General features: G+C 65.8%; 20 protein-coding genes and 2 tRNA genes. 16 read left to right on the top strand and 6 right to left on the bottom strand.

Translation table 11 applies throughout. The features are described 5' to 3' along the window. Nucleotides 1–124: 124 nt before the first annotated feature. Nucleotides 125–227 (top strand) — tRNA-OTHER (locus G9465_RS11610). 568 nt (nucleotides 228–795) lie between these two features. Here G9465_RS11610 and G9465_RS11605 read toward each other — a convergent pair. Beyond that, a tRNA-Leu gene (locus G9465_RS11605) sits at nucleotides 796–880 on the bottom strand. A gap of 132 nt (nucleotides 881–1,012) precedes the next feature. Here G9465_RS11605 and G9465_RS11600 point away from each other — a divergent pair. The 3 genes from G9465_RS11600 to G9465_RS11590 are packed head-to-tail and all read left to right on the top strand — an operon-like array spanning nucleotide 1,013 to nucleotide 3,295. Beyond that, complete coding sequence (locus G9465_RS11600) at nucleotides 1,013–1,519, top strand: multiprotein-bridging factor 1 family protein (RefSeq protein ID WP_166970118.1); 507 nt, start codon at nucleotides 1,013–1,015, stop codon at nucleotides 1,517–1,519. A 58-nt stretch (nucleotides 1,520–1,577) separates the two neighbouring features. Then, complete coding sequence (locus G9465_RS11595; protein WP_166970116.1) at nucleotides 1,578–2,711, top strand: acyl-CoA dehydrogenase family protein; 1,134 nt, start codon at nucleotides 1,578–1,580, stop codon at nucleotides 2,709–2,711. 41 nt (nucleotides 2,712–2,752) lie between these two features. Continuing rightward, nucleotides 2,753–3,295, top strand: coding sequence for an HAD family hydrolase (locus G9465_RS11590; RefSeq protein WP_166970114.1), 543 nt, complete (start codon nucleotides 2,753–2,755; stop codon nucleotides 3,293–3,295). On the opposite strand, the gene G9465_RS11585 is transcribed toward G9465_RS11590, so the two are convergent. Beyond that, a complete protein-coding gene (locus G9465_RS11585; RefSeq protein ID WP_166970112.1) occupies nucleotides 3,274–3,501 on the bottom strand; it encodes a DUF5822 domain-containing protein in 228 nt (75 codons plus the stop codon). The two genes, G9465_RS11590 and G9465_RS11585, sit on opposite strands and share 22 nt — an antisense overlap. 89 nt (nucleotides 3,502–3,590) lie before the next feature. Between G9465_RS11585 and G9465_RS11580 the strand changes: the two genes are divergently transcribed. The 5 genes from G9465_RS11580 to G9465_RS11560 all read left to right on the top strand — a co-directional run bounded on the left by G9465_RS11580 (nucleotide 3,591) and on the right by G9465_RS11560 (nucleotide 8,054). Further along, nucleotides 3,591–3,803 (top strand): hypothetical protein, encoded by a 213-nt coding sequence (locus G9465_RS11580; RefSeq protein ID WP_166970110.1) that lies wholly within the window; start codon nucleotides 3,591–3,593, stop codon nucleotides 3,801–3,803. A gap of 183 nt (nucleotides 3,804–3,986) precedes the next feature. Beyond that, nucleotides 3,987–4,796 carry a 3-methyl-2-oxobutanoate hydroxymethyltransferase gene (gene panB, locus G9465_RS11575; protein WP_166970108.1) on the top strand — a complete coding sequence of 270 codons (810 nt, stop codon included), beginning with the start codon at nucleotides 3,987–3,989 and terminating at the stop codon, nucleotides 4,794–4,796. Between the two features lie 172 nt (nucleotides 4,797–4,968). Continuing rightward, nucleotides 4,969–5,802, top strand: a complete 834-nt coding sequence (locus G9465_RS11570) for a formate/nitrite transporter family protein (RefSeq protein WP_166970106.1) — start codon at nucleotides 4,969–4,971, stop codon at nucleotides 5,800–5,802. A 69-nt stretch (nucleotides 5,803–5,871) separates the two neighbouring features. Next, nucleotides 5,872–6,987 carry a biotin synthase BioB gene (gene bioB, locus G9465_RS11565; RefSeq protein WP_166970104.1) on the top strand — a complete coding sequence of 372 codons (1,116 nt, stop codon included), beginning with the start codon at nucleotides 5,872–5,874 and terminating at the stop codon, nucleotides 6,985–6,987. Nucleotides 6,988–6,989: 2 nt separating this feature from the next. Continuing rightward, nucleotides 6,990–8,054: a transcriptional regulator gene (locus G9465_RS11560; protein ID WP_166970102.1), complete on the top strand. Its 1,065-nt coding sequence runs from the start codon at nucleotides 6,990–6,992 to the stop codon at nucleotides 8,052–8,054. A 26-nt stretch (nucleotides 8,055–8,080) separates the two neighbouring features. Here G9465_RS11560 and G9465_RS11555 read toward each other — a convergent pair whose 3' ends face one another. Then, on the bottom strand, nucleotides 8,081–9,397 hold the full coding sequence (locus tag G9465_RS11555; RefSeq protein WP_166970100.1) for an aspartate aminotransferase family protein: 1,317 nt from the start codon (nucleotides 9,395–9,397) through the stop codon (nucleotides 8,081–8,083). A 137-nt stretch (nucleotides 9,398–9,534) separates the two neighbouring features. Here G9465_RS11555 and G9465_RS11550 point away from each other — a divergent pair, with 137 nt between their 5' ends. Then, nucleotides 9,535–10,734: an 8-amino-7-oxononanoate synthase gene (locus G9465_RS11550; RefSeq protein WP_166970098.1), complete on the top strand. Its 1,200-nt coding sequence runs from the start codon at nucleotides 9,535–9,537 to the stop codon at nucleotides 10,732–10,734. Next, a complete protein-coding gene (gene bioD / locus G9465_RS11545) occupies nucleotides 10,731–11,420 on the top strand; it encodes a dethiobiotin synthase (RefSeq protein ID WP_166970096.1) in 690 nt (229 codons plus the stop codon). Before G9465_RS11550 ends, bioD begins: the two co-directional genes overlap by 4 nt. Before the next feature lie 196 nt (nucleotides 11,421–11,616). Here the strand turns inward: bioD and G9465_RS11540 are convergent, their stop codons facing one another. Both G9465_RS11540 and acs read right to left on the bottom strand, forming a co-directional pair. Then, complete coding sequence (locus tag G9465_RS11540) at nucleotides 11,617–12,693, bottom strand: phosphotransacetylase family protein (RefSeq protein WP_166970094.1); 1,077 nt, start codon at nucleotides 12,691–12,693, stop codon at nucleotides 11,617–11,619. Beyond that, the gene (gene acs, locus G9465_RS11535) at nucleotides 12,690–14,795 is read right to left on the bottom strand and encodes an acetate--CoA ligase alpha subunit (RefSeq protein WP_166970092.1); all 2,106 of its coding nucleotides are present in this window, start codon (nucleotides 14,793–14,795) and stop codon (nucleotides 12,690–12,692) included. The genes G9465_RS11540 and acs overlap by 4 nt, the downstream gene beginning before the upstream one ends. A 171-nt stretch (nucleotides 14,796–14,966) precedes the next feature. On the opposite strand from acs, the gene G9465_RS11530 reads away from it, so the two are divergent. The 3 genes from G9465_RS11530 to dpsA all read left to right on the top strand — a co-directional run bounded on the left by G9465_RS11530 (nucleotide 14,967) and on the right by dpsA (nucleotide 17,040). Continuing rightward, nucleotides 14,967–15,344, top strand: a complete 378-nt coding sequence (locus G9465_RS11530; RefSeq protein ID WP_166970090.1) for a hypothetical protein — start codon at nucleotides 14,967–14,969, stop codon at nucleotides 15,342–15,344. Between the two features lie 224 nt (nucleotides 15,345–15,568). After that, nucleotides 15,569–16,333: a spondin domain-containing protein gene (locus tag G9465_RS11525; RefSeq protein WP_166970088.1), complete on the top strand. Its 765-nt coding sequence runs from the start codon at nucleotides 15,569–15,571 to the stop codon at nucleotides 16,331–16,333. Nucleotides 16,334–16,494: 161 nt separating this feature from the next. Further along, nucleotides 16,495–17,040, top strand: coding sequence for a DNA starvation/stationary phase protection protein DpsA (dpsA, locus tag G9465_RS11520; RefSeq protein WP_166970086.1), 546 nt, complete (start codon nucleotides 16,495–16,497; stop codon nucleotides 17,038–17,040). Between the two features lie 82 nt (nucleotides 17,041–17,122). Here dpsA and G9465_RS11515 read toward each other — a convergent pair whose 3' ends face one another. Further along, nucleotides 17,123–17,281: a hypothetical protein gene (locus tag G9465_RS11515; protein WP_166970084.1), complete on the bottom strand. Its 159-nt coding sequence runs from the start codon at nucleotides 17,279–17,281 to the stop codon at nucleotides 17,123–17,125. Nucleotides 17,282–17,373: 92 nt separating this feature from the next. On the opposite strand from G9465_RS11515, the gene G9465_RS11510 reads away from it, so the two are divergent. Together G9465_RS11510 and G9465_RS11505 are read left to right on the top strand one after the other, a co-directional pair. Further along, on the top strand, nucleotides 17,374–17,955 hold the full coding sequence (locus G9465_RS11510; protein WP_166970082.1) for a hypothetical protein: 582 nt from the start codon (nucleotides 17,374–17,376) through the stop codon (nucleotides 17,953–17,955). Between the two features lie 69 nt (nucleotides 17,956–18,024). Next, nucleotides 18,025–18,507 carry an HTH domain-containing protein gene (locus tag G9465_RS11505; RefSeq protein WP_166970080.1) on the top strand — a complete coding sequence of 161 codons (483 nt, stop codon included), beginning with the start codon at nucleotides 18,025–18,027 and terminating at the stop codon, nucleotides 18,505–18,507. Nucleotides 18,508–18,546: the final 39 nt, after the last annotated feature.

The following is an 18,546-nucleotide window of genomic DNA, read 5'->3' as shown; positions in this document are numbered from 1 at the left end:
TCGGTAGGTCAGTCGGCGGCGGTGGGATCTGGGCCGATAAAGCCGACTTCGCGAGGCAATTTTCGCCGAGTCAGTGCCACTGCCGTCACATATTTGGGGAGCGGGGCCGTACCAAAGTCCGTCTGGAAGGGTGGCTCAGTGGTAGAGCGCTGCCAGCCAACGTGCCAGAACTCGGCCTGGCAGTTTCCCATGCAGGGCTCCGCGTGGTTCGAATCCCGCCCCTTCCATCTTGCGAGGAGTGGACACGACGAGCAGATGGCCGACTAGGGATTCGAGCACGCAAGACACAGTGACCGAGCGACGCGAGGTCGCCCGTCTTGCCTCGGTTCGAATCCCGCCCCTCCACTCTGTCGCGGACACTCCGTGAGCGACGCGTGGCGAAAGCGGGAATACGAACGCGGCAGGCGCATACGACGGACGTGCGTCTGACCTCGGCTCGAACTCTGGACGGCTAGTGTGCCGCGAACGAGGCGTCGAAAACGGTAGGAAAGTAGGGGGTGGGGGTGTGGATGGCACCGGAGCGGTGCCTATTTGTACTTTGGTTTGAGCACATATAAATTCTTGCGTCCGAGTTATCAGTGGTGATACCTGGCGGCCGAAACAGCGTCCAGTGTCCGTGTTCGGCGTTACGGATTGTGCGACTGCGGTCCGTGGTATATCGCTCGACGACGAAGCAGTGGCTCGTGAAGATTGCGTCGAAAGGATGTGCGTGGGTGCAGTCCCAAGGGAGTGCACCTGCATCGTCTTCGGCGGCATCGCCGCCTCGGTATCGGTGGACATCGTCCACCCGTGCGATGCGTGGGACCGGATTTGAACCGGCGGACCCCTACGGGACAGCGCCCTCAACGCTGCGCCGTTGGCCTGGCTTGGCTACCCACGCTCGCGCTGTCTTACTGCAATCAATCGTATCCCGCGGTCCAATAAAAGGGCTTTCGTTTGCGATGGCCCGCGGGACAGTGTGCCATTCGAGCGAACCGGACGTTTGAAATACGACGAAACCGCTACCGGGGGCATGGCCAAATACTCGACCGGCGGCGGGGGCGCCAGCGCCGGCGGGAGCTGCGAACTCTGCGGTGCCGACGGTGGCGACTTGCAGACCGCCGACGTCGCGGGCGCGACCCTTCAGGTCTGTGCTGACTGTGCGAAGAACCACGGCGAGAACGACCGGACGACGTCGTCGAACGACAGCTCGCGCGACGAGACGGACAGACGCCGTCGGGCCGCACAGAACACGGCGAGGCTACAGGACTCACAGACGCCCGACGCCTCCCACTGGGAGGAGGGAGCCGACTACGACACCGACCAACTGCCCTACCTCATCAGCGACTACGGGAGCACCGTGACGGAAGCCCGACAGGAGAAGGGACTCCAAACGAGCGAACTCGCCGACGAACTCGACCTCGACGAGAGCGACGTGCTGGCCGTAGAGCAGGGGCGCGCGACGCAGGCGGGCGTCGGCGGGTCCACTATCGCTGTCCTCGAAGAATTCCTCGACGTCGACCTGGTCGACGAACGCTGATATCGTCGCCCGCTGTTGCCGTCAGCAGGACTTTGGTAGTGCCATCCATACTGTCGGTATGGAGCGCTCGCCGGAACAGGAGGCCATCAGAGCGACCGTCAGGGAGTTCGCGACCGAACAGGTACGCCCGACCGCGCGCGAGGCCGACGAGACGGAGTCGTTCCCCGAGGACGTCTGGGACCGCCTCGCCGACATCGACCTCACTGGCCTGACGACGCCAGCCGAGTACGGCGGTTTCGACGCCGACCGTCGGACCTACGCCATCGTCAACGAGGAACTGGCCTACGGGTCGCTGGCCGTCGCGACGGCGCTTTCCGTCCACTGTCTCGCCACCGCCTGTATCGCGGCGTTCGGCGACGAACCCGTTCGTGACGAGTGGCTTCCCGAGATGGTCGACGGTCGGCCGGTCGGCGCGTTCGCCCTCTCTGAACCGCAGGCCGGGTCGAACCCGCGTGAGATGACGACCGTCGCGCGGAAAGACGGCGACGAGTACGTCGTCGACGGGGAGAAACAGTGGATAACGAACGGCGAGCGCTCGGGCGTCGTGGTCCTGTTTGCGAAGACGGCGCGTAACGACCCGGACTCCATCACACAGTTTCTCGTCCCGAAAGACAGCGATGGCCTCTCTGTCGGCGAGAAAGAGGACAAACTCGGCCTGCGCGCAAGCGACACCACGTCGCTGACCTTCGACGGGGTCAGGATTCCCGAACGGTACCGACTGACCGAGGAGGGGGCGGGACTGGCCGCCGCGCTGTCGATTCTGAACGGGGGGCGAGTCGCCATCGCCGCACAGGCCGTCGGACTCGCGCAGGCGGCGCTGGACGAGGCCATCGAGTACGCACAGGACCGCGACCAGTTCGACCAGCCGATATCGGCGTTCCAGACGATACGCCACAAACTCGCGGACATGGCGACGACCGTGCAGGCGGGTCGTCTCCTCACGTGGGACGCGGCGAGTCGGATGGACCGCGGCGAGGACGCCCGACAGGCCGCGAGCATGGCGAAGTACTTCGCGAGCGAGGGTGCCGTCGACGTGACCAACGAGGCGGTCCAGATTCACGGCGGCTACGGCTACACCACGGACTTCCCGGTCGAGCGCCTCTATCGCGACGCGAAGGTGACGACCATCTACGAGGGGACCAGCGAGATTCAGAAGAACGTCGTCGCCCGGTCGCTGTTGGACGGCCGCTGAGTGCCGACACACATTTTTGGCCCGCTGGCGTACGCTCTCGCGTGACGTACGACGCTGTGGTCTACGACCTCGACGGGACGCTCGTGCGGTTGGCTGTCGACTGGGACGCGGTCGCTAGCGACGTCGCAGACGTCCTCAGAGCGCGTGGCGTGGACCCCCAGAGCGCAGGCCTCTGGGGGATGTTGGAACTATCAGACGAGACCGGCCACCGCGACGCCGTCGAGGCGACGATAACCGACTACGAGCGCGAGGGCGCGCGGAACTCCGACCGCCTCACGCTCGCCGACGGGTTGCCCCACGACGTGCCCGTCGGCGTCTGCTCGCTGAACGCGGAGGTGGCCTGTCGCCTCGCGCTGGAGACGCACGACCTCACGCGGTCGGTGGGGCCGGTCGTCGGCCGGGACTCGGTCGGGTCCGCCAAGCCCGACCCCGAAGGGTTGTTGGCGGTCGTCGACGAGATGGACGCGACTCCCTCCGAGACGGTGTTCGTCGGCGATTCGGAGCGAGACGCAGAGACCGCCCGCCGTGCCGGCACCGACTTCGCGTGGGCGAGCGAGTTCGATCAGCGCCGATATCGGGCATAGAGGTAGACGCCGATAGCGGTGAGAAACCAGACGACGGCGCCCACCCGGACCGCGAAGAGGGCGCGACTCGTCCACGTCGGCAGCACCGTCCCGAACGACGCGAGGACGACGATGGGCGATCCGACGAGGATGGTCGTCACGAACGTAACCTGCATGACCCACCCGAAGTCGACGCCGTCGGGGTCGGTCTGTTCGACTGCTGGCACGGTCGGTGTTTCCCGGAGGACCGGCAAGCCGTTTCCGGTTTCGTCGGCGACCAGACGATATTTCCACCCCCGGTGCAAACCGGCTGTCGATGACAGAGGACGACGAACTGCCGGAGATTCCGGTCGTCTGTACGGCCTGTGACACCCGGACGCGCGTGCCGTTCGAAGACGTCGAGTCGGCCGTCGACCGCCACAACGAGCAACTCCACGACGGCGACCCCGTCGCGGAGGTCGACCCCGACGTCCTCGACCAACTCGTTGACCGGCTGGGCCGTGACCTCGGTCTGTTGGACGGGGAATGATACGGCCCTACGAGCCGAGTGACGCCGCGGGCCGGTAGGAGTCTAAGCAGGCCGTCGGCCCCGAACCGAGCGAGCGACGGTCTTCGACGACCGCTGGGGGGTCGAGTCGTGGAGCGAGATGGTGGCTCGTCCGCTGTAACCGGGACCCGAACACGTAATAGCACGGCGCACCCGGCCACGGATATGACTACCGTCCGGGACCTGCAGGCGATGGCAGGGGACGAACAGATAACGATGCTGACGGCCTACGACGCCGTGACGGCCGGTATTGCCGAGGGCGCGGGCGTCGACGTCATCCTCGTCGGTGACAGCATGGGCAACGCCGTCCTCGGCTACGACGATACGCTCCCGGTCACCGTAGACGAGATGGCCTCTCGCGTCGCCGCCGTCGCCCGCGGGACGGACGAGACGCTGGTCGTCGCGGACATGCCGTTCCTCTCTTTCGGCGCGGACGAGGGCGAGAGCGTGCGGAACTGCGGCCGGATGCTCAAGGAAGCCGGCGCGAACGCCGTCAAACTCGAATCCGGCCCGCACACCCTCTCGTTGACGGAGCGGCTCTCGGACCTCGGCATCCCGGTCATGGCCCACCTCGGCCTGACGCCACAGAGCGTCAACCAGACGGGATACACCCAGCAAGCCAACGACCGCGAGGAGGCCGAAGTGATTCTCGAACTCGCGCGGGCCCACGAGGACGCCGGTGCCTTCGCCCTCGTCGTAGAACACGTGCCGGCGAACCTCGCCGCGCAGGTCACCGAGGCCATCGACATCCCCACCATCGGTATCGGCGCCGGCGGCGATTGTGACGGGCAGGTGCTCGTCTTCACCGACGTCGTGGGACTGGCAGAGTCGAGTCCGCCCTTCGCCGAGCAGTTCGGCGACGTCCGAAGCGAGATGCACGGGGCTATCAGCGACTACGTCGACGCCGTGGAGTCCGGTGAGTTCCCCGGGGACGAACACGCGAGTACGAGCGAGGAACTGGACGACCTGTACTGACGGACGGACGGACGCGTCCACACACCGACCGCTGACACCGTCCGCGGCATGATTCGCGCTCTTTGACAGGAACCTGTGGCACGGAGTATCCGAAGCTACCGCCGGATAATTCCTGATTATGTGCGGTTAGCGGGTGAACAATCATACGGCGTTCTCGTGAACGATAGGTTATATGTCCGGGACGGGTACCGACACTGCTGACGAAGAGCAGATACCGAGCGAGGACATCCTCGACATCCAGATAGAGCGGGGGCTGAGTGAGCTTCGGCGCCCGGTCACGGGACTCTCGCTGTCGGCGCTGTCGGCCGGTCTCGACATCGGATTCGGACCGCTGTTGATGGCCGTCGTCTTGACCTCGGCCGGAGTCTCGGGGACCGGGGACCTCCCGAAAGAACTCCTGTTGGGGCTGGCGTACGGCGTCGGATTCATTCTGGTCGTCCTCGGCCGGTCGGAACTGTTCACCGAACACACGACGCTCGCGGTACTCCCGGTGCTTGACGACCAGGCCGGCGTCGCTCGACTCGGACGTCTGTGGGGGACCGTCTACGCTAGCAACATCGTCGGGGCCGTCCTCTTCGCGTGGTTCGCCGTGGCTATCGGGCCGGCGGTGGGCGTCGTCGAACCGGCAACGTTCGTCGAACTGGCGAAGACGTACACCGAGCAGTCACCGGCAGTGCTGGTCGGCGCGGGCGTCATGGCCGGATGGCTGATGGGGCTGCTCTCGTGGCTCGTCGCCGCGGCGGACAGTACCGTCTCGCGGATGCTGATCGTCTGGCTCATCGCGGCGTCTATTGGCTTTGCGCACCTGCCACACTGTATCGCCGGGTCTGTCGAAGTCGTCGCCGGCGTCATCGTGGCCCCGGAGATGACCGTCCTCGACTACGGTAGGTTCCTCGTGTTCTCGACGGTCGGAAACACCATCGGCGGCGTCGTCTTCGTCGCGCTTCTGAAGTACGGACACGTGGTCCGTAGTGGCCCTTCCCACACCGAGGTTCATCGAGAGTAGTCGAGGACCGGACGACGTGACCTACCACTCACCCGAAGTTTTATTCACTCGTCAACTGTCGTTGGTCGTGTGGTTTACGAGACGGGCAACCGCACGGTAGACGACGCCGTCACACGCGTGCTGGACGGCGAGCGCTTAGACCGCCGGGACGGTCTGGCGCTCATCGCACAGCCAGTCGACGCCCTCGCGGCGGGGGCCGACTACGTCCGCACGCAACTCGGGGACGGTACCGTCGACGCGTGTTCCATCGTGAACGCCAAGGCCGGTAACTGCGCGGAGGACTGTGGGTTCTGTGCCCAGTCAGTGCACTTCGACACCGGCATCGACAACTACGGCTTCCTCGGTCCGGAGAAGATTCTGGAGGCCGCGAAACGCGCCGAGCGCGACGGCGCCCAGCGCTTTGGCATCGTCGTCGCGGAGAAGGGCGTCTCGAAGGAACAGCGGCCCGACGAGTGGGAGGAAGTACTGGAGGCCATCCGTCTGGTCCGCGACGAGACGGACGTGGAAGTGGACGCCAGCCTCGGCATCCTCACGGACGAGGAGGCCGCTATCCTCGCCGAGGAGGGGCTGAACCACTACAACCACAACATCGAGACGTCGCCCCGGTACTTCCCGGAAATCGTCCAGACGCACTCCTTCGAGGACCGCGTCAAGACGCTGGAAGTAGCGAAGGAGGCCGGCATGGACCTCTGTGCCGGCGTCATCCTCGGTATGGGCGAGACGCCCACCGACCGCGTCGACGCGGCGATAGCCCTGCAAGACATCGGCATCTCCTCGCTCCCGGTCAACATCTTGAATCCGGTCGAAGGGACGCCGATGGCCGAGCGCGGCCTCCCCGACATCACGACCGAAGCGGTCGTCAAGACCATCGCGGTGTACCGCCTGCTCCACCCAGAGGCCCGCGTGCGCCTGACCGGCGGACGCGAGGTGAACCTCGACACGGACGGGCAGGTGGCCGCGTTGGAGGCCGGCGCGGACGGCATCCTCACTGGCGACTACCTCACCACGGAGGGCCAGTCGGCGGCCGACGACCTCGAAATCATGGAAGCGGCGGGCCTCGAACCCAACACCGAGGCCAACGCCTTCGACCCCGACGAGGTCAAGACGCGCGCCGACGACGGCACCGACCCCGAGACGGCGGCAGGCACCGCACAGAGCAAATCAGAACTTCAATCCGACGACTGACTATGGACGACGTACGATTCGCAGTACTAGGTACGGGCGGTATCGGCCGACGAACACTCGAAGTCTCCCAGCACAAGGACGGCCTGACCGCCGTCGCGGCGTGTGACCGCAACGGCGTCGCCGTCGACCACGGCGGCTTGGACGTCGAGGAACTGCTGGAGGCGACGGAGGGCAATATCGCAAGCGGGCCGCAAGACGACATGGCGACTGACGGTGGCGCGGCAGCCGCGACAGAGGGCGTCAAGCAACACGGCGACCAAGCCGGCGTCGTCGCCAGCGAACAGGGCCGACCGACGGAGACGCCCATCGACGACGTCATCGCCGAGAGCGACGCCATCGACGCCGTCCTCATCGCGCTCCCGAACCTCGAACACGACTTCATCCCGCGGGTCGCAGAGCGCTTCGCCGAGGCCGACTACGAGGGCGTCCTCGTCGACGTGCTCAAGCGCTCGCGGGTCATCGGGATGCTCGACGACCGCGAGGAGCAACTGACGGAGTCGGGCATCACCTTCGTCTGTGGCGCCGGCGCGACGCCCGGGTTCCTGACCGGCGCGGCGGCGCTCGCCGCCCAATCGTTCGTCGAGGTCGAGGAAGTCGAAATCTGGTGGGGCGTCGGCTTGAAAAGCGGCTACGAGGACAACCGCGGCACCGTCCGCGAGGACATCGCACACCTCGACGGCTACGACATCGAGACGGCCCGCGAGATGAGCGAAGCGGAGATAGAGGAACTCATCGACGAACACGACGGCGTGCTGGAGTTCCACGACATGGAGCACGCCGACGACGTCCTCCTCGAACGAGCGGGCATCTGTGACGCCGAGGACGTCCACGTCGGCGGCGTTCTGGACGTCCGCTCGGACGAGAAGCCGACCACGACGACAGTCTCGGTGACGGGGACGACCTTCGACGGCGAGACGGGCACCAACACCTTCCAGCTAGACGATGTGACGAGCATGGAAGCGAACGTCAACGGCCCGGCGCTGGGCTACCTGAAAGCCGGCGTCCGGAACAACCGCGCGGGCCACTACGGCGTCTTCGGTCCCGCGGACCTGATGCCTAGGTTCTGAGCCGCGAGGCGCCGATTCAGACGCGCTCAGCGACTCGCGGCCCGGCGGAACGCGTCGACGGCCTGCGTAATCTCGCGTTCCCGAACGTCCAGCGGCGGCAGTAGTCTGAGCGTCCGGTGTCCGCAGGCGAGCGTCAGCAATCCTTCCTGCAGACACGCCTCGACCATCTCGTCCCGCCGCTCTCGGGTCTCGAACTCGACGGCGACCAACAGCCCGAGGTTTCTGACGTCTATCGCGCCCTCGACGGGGGCCTCGGAGAGCCGTCGGTTCAACTGGTCGCCCCGTTTGGCGGCGTGGTCGAGCAGTCCTCGCTCCTCGATGACGTCGAGCGTGAGCGCCCCGACCAGCGAGGAGAGCAAGTCGCCCGACCCCCACGTCGATGAGAGGCGACCCTCCTCGTCGGGGAACACCTCGTCTCGGCCCACCGTGGCACCCACTCGGAGTCCCTTCCCGACGGCGAGGACGTCCGGGTCGATGGCGTAGTGGTCGGCACCCCACCACTCCCCGGTTCGGCCGACGCCGGACTGAATCTCGTCGGCGACGAGTGGGATGTCGTACTCCGCACAGACCGCCGCCACGTCGTCCATGAACGCCTCGCTCGGAATCCGATAGCCGCCCTCGCCCTGCACCGGTTCGAGGATGACGTAGGCCACCTCGTCGGGGTCGACGTTCCCGCCGTCCCCGAGTTTGCGCCGCAGTTGCGAGGTGTCGCCCGCTGGAAAGTAGCCACAGCGACACGTCCTCGGGTCGCAGGTCCGGTCGTCGCAGTACGGGAGCGAGGTGACCCCGGTCACCTCGGGAAAGTTCCGTCGGTGGACGGCCTTCGAGCGGTTGAGCGAGAGCGCTCCCAGCGTCCGGCCGTGGAACGCGCCCTCGAAGGTGAGGCCGTACTTCGCGCCGTCGCGGTAGTCGTAACAGATTTTGATGGCGTTCTCGACGGCCTCGGCCCCGGAGTTCGAGAGGAAGACGGTGTCCAGACCGTCGGGAGCGACATCGACGAGGCGGTGCATCAGTTCGGTCGGGCCGGGGAGGTCCCCCGTACTCGCGTAGAAGTCCTGACCGGCGAACTTCAGCGGGTCGACGAGGTCGAACTCGTCGAGACGGTCGAGCAGGGAGGGGTTGTTGTAGCCCAGCGGTGCGCTGGCGACGTGGGACGTAAAGTCCAACAGGAGGTTCCCGTCGACATCCCGGCAGTACGGCCCCCGGGCGTCGGCGGTCGCGTCCCAGACGAAGTCGTAGACGTGCGTGGCCGGCGCGGCCACTTCGTGATGGTGGTCGACGCGCTCTCGGGCGCGCGTGCCGGGGAACTGGTCGACGCTCGGTTCGGCGCTGTCCCGGTCCATGCTGTCATTTCACACGGGACCGTAGTAAAAGTAAGTGAGGTGACTGATCTGGGGGCTGTCAGGGTCCCGCGTCCGTCACTATCGACCACTCCGTCCATCACCAATCGCTAAGGGGCGCTGGCTCGACACCACGAACGATGACGTATGGGTTCGACCTCGGCGACCGCCTCCACGAGCGTGAACGGCAGGACTTACGCCGCCACCTCGACGTGACCGAGCGAGTCGCGCGACGCACGCGCTTTGCCGACGACCCGAAAAGTGGTGCGGCCGACTTCGGCGAGGAGATGGTCGTCTTCGCGGCGAACAACTACCTCGGACTGGCCGACGACGGGCGCGTCCAGCGCGCGGCCGAACAGGGGGCGCGAACCGTCGGGACAGGTGCGGGGGCGTCTCGCCTCGTCACGGGCGATACGCATCTCCACCGCGCGCTCGAACGCGACCTCGCAGACTGCAAAGGGACCGAACGTGCGCTCGTCTTCTCCTCCGGGTACGCCGCCAACGTCGGTACCATCGACGCCCTCGCGCCGGACGTCGTCTTCTCGGACGAACTGAACCACGCCTCCATCATCGACGGTTGTCGGGTCGGCGCGACCGAGACGGTCGTGTACGACCACTGTGACGCCGCCGACCTGCGCGAGCAGATGGCCGAGCGGGCGTCGAAGGCCGGCGACGGCGAGCAGTGGTTGGTCGTCACCGACTCCGTCTTCTCGATGGACGGGGACGTCGCGCCACTCGCGGCGCTCTGTGACGCCGTCGACGAATACGGCGCGTGGCTGATGGTCGACGAGGCCCACGCCACCGGCCTCTTCGGGAACGGCGGTGGCGTCGTCCAACGCGAGGGACTCAGCGACCGCGTCGACGTCCAACTCGGGACGCTCTCGAAGGCGCTGGCGAGTCAGGGCGGGTACGTCGCCGGCGACGAGGAACTTGTCGAGTACCTCCTGAACGCAGCGCGGTCGTTCGTCTTCTCGACGGGGCTGGCACCGCCCGCGGCCGGTGCGGCCCGCGAGGCGCTTCGAATCGCTCGGGAGACAGACCAGACAGACCGTCTCTGGGAGAACGTCGAGACCCTCAGAGAGGGGCTGGAAGGGATGGGTTACGAGGTGCTGGGCGAGACGCACATCCTCCCGGTGCTGGTCGGCGACCGGGTAGACGCCCTCCGACTCGACGAGCGACTCCGCGACCACGGCGTCGTCGCCCCGGCCATCCGCCCGCCGACGGTTCCCGAGGGAACGTCCCGAATCCGCGTCGCCCCGATGGCAACTCACACCGACGCCGATCTGATGCAGTGTCTCGACGCCTTCGAGACGGCCGGGAAGGAGGTCGGTGTGCTGTGACCGACGCGGACCCCGGTGGGTTGTTCGTCGTCGGGACGGGTACCGGCGTCGGCAAGACCGTCGTCACCGCCGGCCTGACCGGGTGGCTCCGTGACCGCGGCGTGGACGCCGTCGCGGTCAAACCCTGCCAGACCGGCTATCCGCCGGACGACGACGCGGCGTTCGTCGCCGAGGCCTGTGGGAACGAGACGGCGTCGACCTGCCTCCGCCGACTCGCACCTGCGCTGGCCCCCGAGGTGGCCGCCGACGTGGCCGAGGCCGATCTCTCCTACGACGAGATTCTGTCCGGCGTTCGAACGGCGGTCAACGCCCACGAGGTCGGCGTCGTCGAGGGTATCGGCGGTCTCCGGGTCCCGCTGGCAGACGGCGCGGAGGTTCTGGACCTCGTCGCCGCCCTCGGCCTGCCGGCGGTCGTCGTCGCTCGGTCGGGCCTCGGCACGCTGAACCACACCGGGTTGACCGTCGATGCCCTGCGCGCCCACGGCGTCTCGGTCCACGGTATCGTCCTCAACGAGTACGAGGGCGCGACCGTCGCCGAGCGGACGAACCCCGACGTGTTGGAGGGGATGACGGACGCCCCGGTGTGGACGCTACCGCCGCTGGATCTCGCGGCGCCGTCCGAGGCAGTGAGCGGCGTCCGCGAGCACCTCCCGGCGGCGGCTCTCTCGGCAGTAACAGAGTTCTGACGCCGACTCTCGCACAAAGGGGGGTCGAATCGGGGAAGGGGGTCCCCGAGCGTGTGACACTACGGAGCCTCTCGGCTCCACTTTCACTATGGCGTCAGACATCCAAAAACCCTGAGGTGCATTTCCACTGGAGATTTGCAAATAATACGGCCAGATGTTCGAGTATCTACGTTTAAAATCGCAGGCGAAAGGGACCTTACTCCTCTAGCTGGAGCAGCGAGTGCACGTCGACACCGTCGTCCAGCAGCGTCTGCATCCGTTCGACGGTACTCTGGTCCCGCGTTCGGCCCGACCGAAGCACGTCTTCGACCCGGTCGATAGTCGTCCGCGTGTCGGACTGGACGAGCAGGATGGGGACGTTCTCGTCTTCGGCCCGGCCGAGCACGGCGCTCGCCGGGCGCAACCCGCCGGTCAGCAGGAGCGCTTTGATGCCCGAGGCTTCGAGCGCCGCCGTCTGGACCTCCGAGCGGTCGCCGCCGGTGACCATCACCGCGTCGCGGGTGCGCCGGAACTGGTCGAGGGCGCTGTTGCCGCCCATCGCACCGACGGTGAATCGCTCGACGTGGACGTCCGTCGACGCCTCGTTGGTGAGTACGTCCGCCCCGAGACTGCGAGCGAGGTCTTCGACCGTGATGCCGGCGAGTTCCTGCACGCGCGGGAGCGACCCGAACACCGGGACGCCACGCCCTTCGAGGAAGGGCAGGACGTCGTCGGTCAGTTCGTCCATCGCGGCGTCGGTGACGCCGTTGAACAGGACGCCGGCGAGGCGGTCACCGAGCGACCGGGCCGCAGCGAGCACTTCGTCGGCGTCGCCGACGGTCGCGTACCCGCAGACGAGGAGGACGCGCGCGTCGAGCGCTTCGGCGATGTCGGCGTCGGTCAGGTCGACGATACTGCCCGTCTCGAGACGGTCGCTCCCTTCGACGACCATCAGGTCTTTGCCCTCGGAGATGGCCTGGAAGTTGTCGACGACGCGCCCACGGAGTTCGTCTGAGTCCTCACGGCCGCGGATGGCCTCCTGCACGAACGTCGGCGAGTAGACGATTGGCTCCATCTCGTGGACCTCCGCGTCTAACCCGAGCAGTTCTCGGGCCAGCATCGGGTCCTCGTCCCGGGTTTTGCCGACCGCACTCTGGAGTCGGGTGCCTTTCGGCTTCATGTAGCCGACCTCCTTGCCGGCCTCCTGGGCCTCCTTTGCGAGTGCGAGGGTGATTGCCGTCTTGCCGATACCTTCCTCCGTAGACGTGACGAGTAGCGTGTTCGAGTCGGTCATAGTTCCTCCTGGTCGATGGTGAGTCGCAGGTCGACCGCCTGCACCCCGTCGGGGGTCGCGACGAGCGGGTTGATGTCCAGTTCGACGATGGCCGGGAAGTCCGTGACGAGCTGTGAGAGCCGCTGGACGGTCTCGACGAGGGCGTCCTCGTCCACGGGGTCACGGCCGCGGGCTCCGCGCAAGAGCGGCGCGGAGTCGATGTCGTCCAGCATTGCTCTGGCCTCGGGTTCGCTCACGGGAGCGACTCTGACAGTGTTGTCTTCGAGGACCTCCACGAAAATACCTCCGAGGCCGAACAGCAGGAGCGGGCCGAACTGCGGGTCCCGGTTCATCCCGAGGATGGTCTCGGTGCCCGAGTCGAGGTCGACCATCTCCTGGACCTGCACGCCGAGGACGGTCGCGTCCTGCTGGTAGTTGCGCGCGCGGACGACGAGGTCCTCGTAGGTGTCCCGAACCTCTTCTGGCGGGACGCCAACCTCCACGCCGCCGATGTCTGACTTGTGGAGGATGTCCGGGCTGACGATCTTCATGACCACCTCGTCGCCGATCTCCTCCGCGAGGTCCTGTGCCTCGCTGGGCGAGGAGACGACGCCGCCTCGTGGCGTCGGGATGCCGTAGGCGTCGAGCAGTTCCATCGCTTCGACCCCGAGGCGGTTCGTGTTCCGCCGGGCGGCGGACTCCAGAATCTCGCGGGCGCGCTCGCGGTCGACGTCGAAGGCCGTCGGCGCTTCGTACTCGCGGGCCTGTATCTCCCCGTAGTCGCGGAGGGCGTCCAAGCTATCGACCGCACGCGCGGGGTCGAAGTAGTTCGGGATGCCGGCCTCGCTCAGGATGTCCTGCCCTTCGCCGACGGACTTGCCGCCCATCAGCGTCGTCGCGATGGGCATCTCGGCCTCCTGTTGCTTCTCGGTGACGACTTCGGCGAGTTCCTCGAAGGAGAGGACCGCCGTCGGACAGGCGACCACGACGGCCATCGAGACGTTGTCGTCTTCGAGAACCGTCTCTAGGGCAATCTCGAATCGCTTCGCCGGGGCGTCTCCGATGATGTCGACCGGGTTGTAGATGTTCGCCTCGTCGGGCATCGTCTCGCCGAGTCGGTCGAGCGTCTCGTCCTCGAACTCCGCGAGCGAGAGGTCCGAGTCGCCGACGGCGTCGGTCGTCATCACGCCGGGGCCGCCGGCGTTCGTGACGATGGCTATCTCCTCGCCGTCGGGGAGTGGCTGGCCCGAGAGAATCTGTGCGAAGTCGAACAGTTCCTGTACGGACTCGACCCGCAGCGTACCGGCCTGTTCGAGGCCGGCCTCGTAGGCCCGTTCGGACCCGGCCATGGCTCCGGTGTGTGAGGCGGCGGCCGACGCCCCGGCGTCCGTCCGCCCGGACTTTACGAGGACGATAGGTGTGTCTTGTGTCACCTCGCGGGCGGTCTGGATGAACTTCTCGCCGTCTTCGATATCTTCCAGATAGCCGAGGATGACGTCCGTCTCGGGGTCGTCTCCCCACTCCGCGACGAAGTCACCCTCGTCTAAGATGGCCTTGTTCCCCAGCGAGACGATGTCCTTGAACCCGACGTCGCGTTCGGCGGCCCAGTCCAGAACGGCGGTGACGAACGCCCCCGACTGACTCATGAACGAGATGTCCCCTTCGGTGGCCATCTCGTTGCCGAACGTGGCGTTCAGCCCCTTCGGCGTCGACATGACGCCGAGGCTGTTGGGGCCGACGAGGTTGAGGTCGTACTCCTCGGCGGCCGCACGGAGGTCACGCTCCCGGGCCGCACCCTCGCTTCCGGTCTCGCCGAACCCGGCAGTGATGACGACGACGTTCTCGATGCCGGCCGCACCGGCCTCCCGTATCGCCTCTACGGCGACGTTCGGCGGTACGACGACCACGGCGACGTCGATGGTCTCCGGCGCGTCGACGTCGTCTACCGCGTCGTAACACCGGAGACCCAACACCACCTCCTTGTACGGGTTGACTGCTACGACCTCCCCGTCGAACGATTCGAGCAGGTTCGACGTGATGGCGCGACCGACCGAACCCTCCGAGTCGGTCGCACCGATCACGGCGACCCGTTCCGGCGCAAACAGCGTCGATAGTCGTCCCATTCCTCTAGTCGCCGGTAACGGATACTCGGGGAAATAACTGCCGAGGTAATCCCACAAAACGGGAATATGGGTGTTTAATCGGGTGATTATGGGGTTTTTGAGATGACAGGAGCGGCGAGACGGGCGCGCCACAGCGGGGTATTTTTCCCCGTCGACTGCCAACTCCGAGCGATGACCGATTCGGTGTCGCTGACCGTGTTCGACGACGCGGTGATTCGGGCTATCGCAGACGAGAACGACGTGCCTGAAACGGAACTGCGGGAGGCACTCGCGGACCACCAGCAGACGATGGCAACGAATCCCGGCGTCGAGGACCTCGTCTACGAGTGGCGAAAACGCTTCGACGACCCGGTACTCCACCGAACGCCCGAGGTGTTCGTCCTCGGCGTCCCACCGACCGTCTGGGAGGAGTTCCGCGACCACTTGGGCTTCGAAGAACACGTCTTCACGGCCGTCACGGCCGTCCATCAGGAACAGACGCTCCGGACAGACGAAGTCGCCGTCGAGGAGATAGCGCCGGACCACGTCGCCATCGTCGTGGCTCGGTAGCCCGCCGGCGCTAAGCCGCCGTTATCGACCGACAGGGTGAGCGCGTGTCTCGAACTTTTGAGGACGATAAGGCGACCGTAGCACACGGCAGGCCCGCGGTATCAGTTCTCGACGTCTGGGGGCCGCCGATACCGACGTAATTACAAACAGGCTCTGCTCCCTCGGCGTAGGCGGAGGTCAGCAATGGTACCAGCAGACACACGGCCCTATCGAGGGACCGCGCTATGACCGACGGACCGACCCTGACCAGACGACGAGCGCTCGCCCTCGGTGGCGGGACGCTCGGAGCGCTCGCCCTCGGCAGTTCGACGGTGCTCGGACAGCGCGACGACGGACGTGACGGCAACCGTACGTACCGCGTCACGGTCGCTAACTTGACGCGCGGCCAACCGTTCACGCCGCCCGCCGTCGCCGCACACCGGTCGAGCGTCGAAGTGTTCGCGGTGGGTAACGAGGCCAACAGACCGACCAGACAACTCGCGGAGAACGGGAACCTCGACCCGCTCGTGGACCTCATCGACGACACGAACGCCATCCGTGGCGCCGCGGTCGGTGAGTCACCTCTCGTGCCGGAATCGGACCCCGGCGATACGGGCCTCCCGTACTACGCGGAACTCGAACTGTCGGCGGACGCGAGCGCCGAGTACCTCACGTTCGTCAGCATGCTCGTGGCGACGAACGACGGAATCGTCGGACTGGACACCGTTCCGTTGCCCGCCCGGGTCAACGAGTCCCGGACGTACTACGCCAACGGGTACGACGTCGGAACCGAGGAGAACACCGAACTGTTCGAGGACCTCGTCCCGCCTGCAAAGACGCTCATCATCGGAGGCGAACCGGAGGGGACCACGCGGAGCGACTCCGACATCTCCGAGGACGGCGTCATCCGGCCACATCCCGGTATCGACGGCGTCGGGAACCTCCCGCCGTCGGTGTACGACTGGCGCGAACCGGCCGGCTATCTGCAGGTCGAACGAGTAGAGTCCTGACCGGTCGGACGGGGCACGACTCCGACTCGGGTATCGGGTGTTCCTCGGAGCACGAAAACGAATTCGAGTGTCTTATCAAAGAAATAGTTTTTCGGCAAACCAAAATTCTCTTTTCAGTGAGGGAAGTTTTAAGTATCATCCGTGAGTATGTAGAGATGCCTATGGCCACTCAGGAACACGTCCGGAAGCAGTTCGGTGAAGTCGAAGAGAACGAACTCCGACTCGAGAAAGAGAAGTCCGAACAGATTATCGACGCGCTGAACCAAGACCTCGCAGACGCGTACACGCTGTACCATCAGTTGAAGAAGCACCACTGGAACGTCGAAGGTGCGGAGTTCCGTGACCTGCACCTCTTCCTCGGCGAGGCCGCGGGCAACGTCGAGGCCGCCGCCGACGAAATCGCAGAACGGGCGCAGGCACTCGGTGGCGCACCTATCGCCGGTGGGGCCGAACAGGCGGAACACGCGAGCGTCGAGTACGAGGGGCAGGACGTCTACGATATCCGCACGTCACTGCACAACGACCTCCAGATGTACGGCGACGTCATCGAGTCGCTCCGCGACCACATCGAACTCGCCGAGAACCTCGGGGACCACGCGACGGCCCAGATTCTCCGCGAGATTCTGGTCGAGACGGAAGAAGACGCCCACCACATCGAACACTACCTCGAAGACGACACGCTCGTGTTCGAGGGCGCGATGGACTGAGACGGACGGTTCTGTTGCGTAGCAGTCGTCCCCAGCATCGAAACGACACAAAACGCGTCGAGAACTGGTTTTTGCGGGAGAACTACCGGCGTAGGTCGACGGTGAGGTCGGTGGCTATCCACCCCTCTTGATTGCCGTCTTCGGTGAACACTGTCCTGTCTTTGACGCTCTCGTGGGTAGTGACGGTCGGGCGGTCCTCGTCGGCGTCCGCGACCTCGCCGTCGTCCGTCTGCGATGGCATTAGCAGAGATTAGGTCCCCCTAAAGCAAAAAGGGTTTTGGTTGGCCTAATCGTCGCGGCGAACTTTTGTACCTCTCCCCGCAAGGTGGGAGTATGAGTGCCAGTTCCGGCGACGACATCACTGCCCTCCTCACAGACCTCGTCCGGACGCTTCGAGACCTAGAGACGGAAATGGAACCGACCACGGAGAGCGGTCGGCCCCGACCACCGACGCCGAAGGAGTTGCTCCGGTTTACGAGCGACGTGACCATACCGGCCGCTATCCTCGTCCTGAAGACGAACGTCGAGGCGCTGAAACTCCTCCGGCGCGCCCTCCGGATGGCCGAAGGGCGCCCGACGTCGACCGGGTCTGGTGCGAGCGAGGTCCGTCGGCGCGCGACGACGTTGAGCAAAGCGACGCTCACGCGCCTGGACGACGCCCTCACCGACTTGCAGGACGCCGTGGAGGGGCGACCACAGGACGAGGACGCTCGGGAACTCCTCGAAGAGGCCCGTGAGTTACGCTCGGACCTCGCCGAGCAGTTGGCCGAGACGCAGGACGATGATACCCTCGAAGGTGGTATCGACGAAGTCCCCGTCGACGTCGACGCGGAACTCGAGTCTATCAAGGACGACCTCGAAGACGCCGAAAACGGACGCGACGACGACGGAGACGACGGAAACGGCGACGTGTGAAGAGCGACACTAATAGTTGCATAATAAACATAATGTTTTATTATTGTACAGCTGTACCTACAGGTACCGATGCAGAACACAGAGTGTCCAAGGACGCGTCGGGCGGAACTGTTCGTCAGGACTGAGCTACCGGGGCCGTCCCGGAAGCGGCGGACGGCCGTCGAGACACGGTTACAGGAGCTACAGTGCAACGGCGTCATCGACGGGTTCGAGACGACGACGTGGGCAAAGCGCATCCCCATCAGCGGCGCCGGCGACTGTCTGGAGCGGACCCGATACAACGAGTTCGCCGACTGGGCCAGAGCGACGGGCGCCTGTCTCAGCCCGTTTTTCGGCGTCCGGACCTGTTACAGCACCGAGACGGGCGAGCGACGGAAGGAACTCGTCCTCCCGGCCATGTGTCTCGTTATCTACGAGGACGGCGAACTGATACAGGTCGCACCGTTCAGCGAGGACGGCACGCCGAGGTCTATCGACGACTGTCTCGGCGAACTCGGTAACGCCGAGAATCCGGCTCCTACCGGCCCGACGACTGCGTCCACGGCTGACTGACGATGAGGGATACGTACACCGATACGGCTATCTCTGCAA

Source organism: Haloarcula sp. JP-L23 (genome assembly GCF_011602445.1).
Taxonomy (GTDB): domain Archaea; phylum Halobacteriota; class Halobacteria; order Halobacteriales; family Haloarculaceae; genus Haloarcula; species Haloarcula pellucida.
This window is presented reverse-complemented; position numbering and strand designations above follow the sequence as displayed.

Excerpts from the sequence above, each read along its gene's own strand:
- G9465_RS11540 (WP_166970094.1), bottom strand. The coding sequence starts at position 12,693 with ATGACCGACTCGAACACGCTACTCGTCACGTCTACGGAGGAAGGTATC.
- G9465_RS11550 (WP_166970098.1), top strand. The coding sequence starts at position 9,535 with ATGACGTATGGGTTCGACCTCGGCGACCGCCTCCACGAGCGTGAACGG.
- G9465_RS11525 (WP_166970088.1), top strand. The coding sequence starts at position 15,569 with ATGACCGACGGACCGACCCTGACCAGACGACGAGCGCTCGCCCTCGGT.
- dpsA (WP_166970086.1), top strand. The coding sequence starts at position 16,495 with ATGGCCACTCAGGAACACGTCCGGAAGCAGTTCGGTGAAGTCGAAGAG.
- panB (WP_166970108.1), top strand. The coding sequence starts at position 3,987 with ATGACTACCGTCCGGGACCTGCAGGCGATGGCAGGGGACGAACAGATA.
- acs (WP_166970092.1), bottom strand. The coding sequence starts at position 14,795 with ATGGGACGACTATCGACGCTGTTTGCGCCGGAACGGGTCGCCGTGATC.
- G9465_RS11510 (WP_166970082.1), top strand. The coding sequence starts at position 17,374 with ATGAGTGCCAGTTCCGGCGACGACATCACTGCCCTCCTCACAGACCTC.
- G9465_RS11580 (WP_166970110.1), top strand. The coding sequence starts at position 3,591 with ATGACAGAGGACGACGAACTGCCGGAGATTCCGGTCGTCTGTACGGCC.
- G9465_RS11595 (WP_166970116.1), top strand. The coding sequence starts at position 1,578 with ATGGAGCGCTCGCCGGAACAGGAGGCCATCAGAGCGACCGTCAGGGAG.
- G9465_RS11530 (WP_166970090.1), top strand. The coding sequence starts at position 14,967 with ATGACCGATTCGGTGTCGCTGACCGTGTTCGACGACGCGGTGATTCGG.
- G9465_RS11600 (WP_166970118.1), top strand. The coding sequence starts at position 1,013 with ATGGCCAAATACTCGACCGGCGGCGGGGGCGCCAGCGCCGGCGGGAGC.
- G9465_RS11560 (WP_166970102.1), top strand. The coding sequence starts at position 6,990 with ATGGACGACGTACGATTCGCAGTACTAGGTACGGGCGGTATCGGCCGA.
- G9465_RS11570 (WP_166970106.1), top strand. The coding sequence starts at position 4,969 with ATGTCCGGGACGGGTACCGACACTGCTGACGAAGAGCAGATACCGAGC.
- G9465_RS11555 (WP_166970100.1), bottom strand. The coding sequence starts at position 9,397 with ATGGACCGGGACAGCGCCGAACCGAGCGTCGACCAGTTCCCCGGCACG.
- G9465_RS11515 (WP_166970084.1), bottom strand. The coding sequence starts at position 17,281 with ATGCCATCGCAGACGGACGACGGCGAGGTCGCGGACGCCGACGAGGAC.
- G9465_RS11505 (WP_166970080.1), top strand. The coding sequence starts at position 18,025 with ATGCAGAACACAGAGTGTCCAAGGACGCGTCGGGCGGAACTGTTCGTC.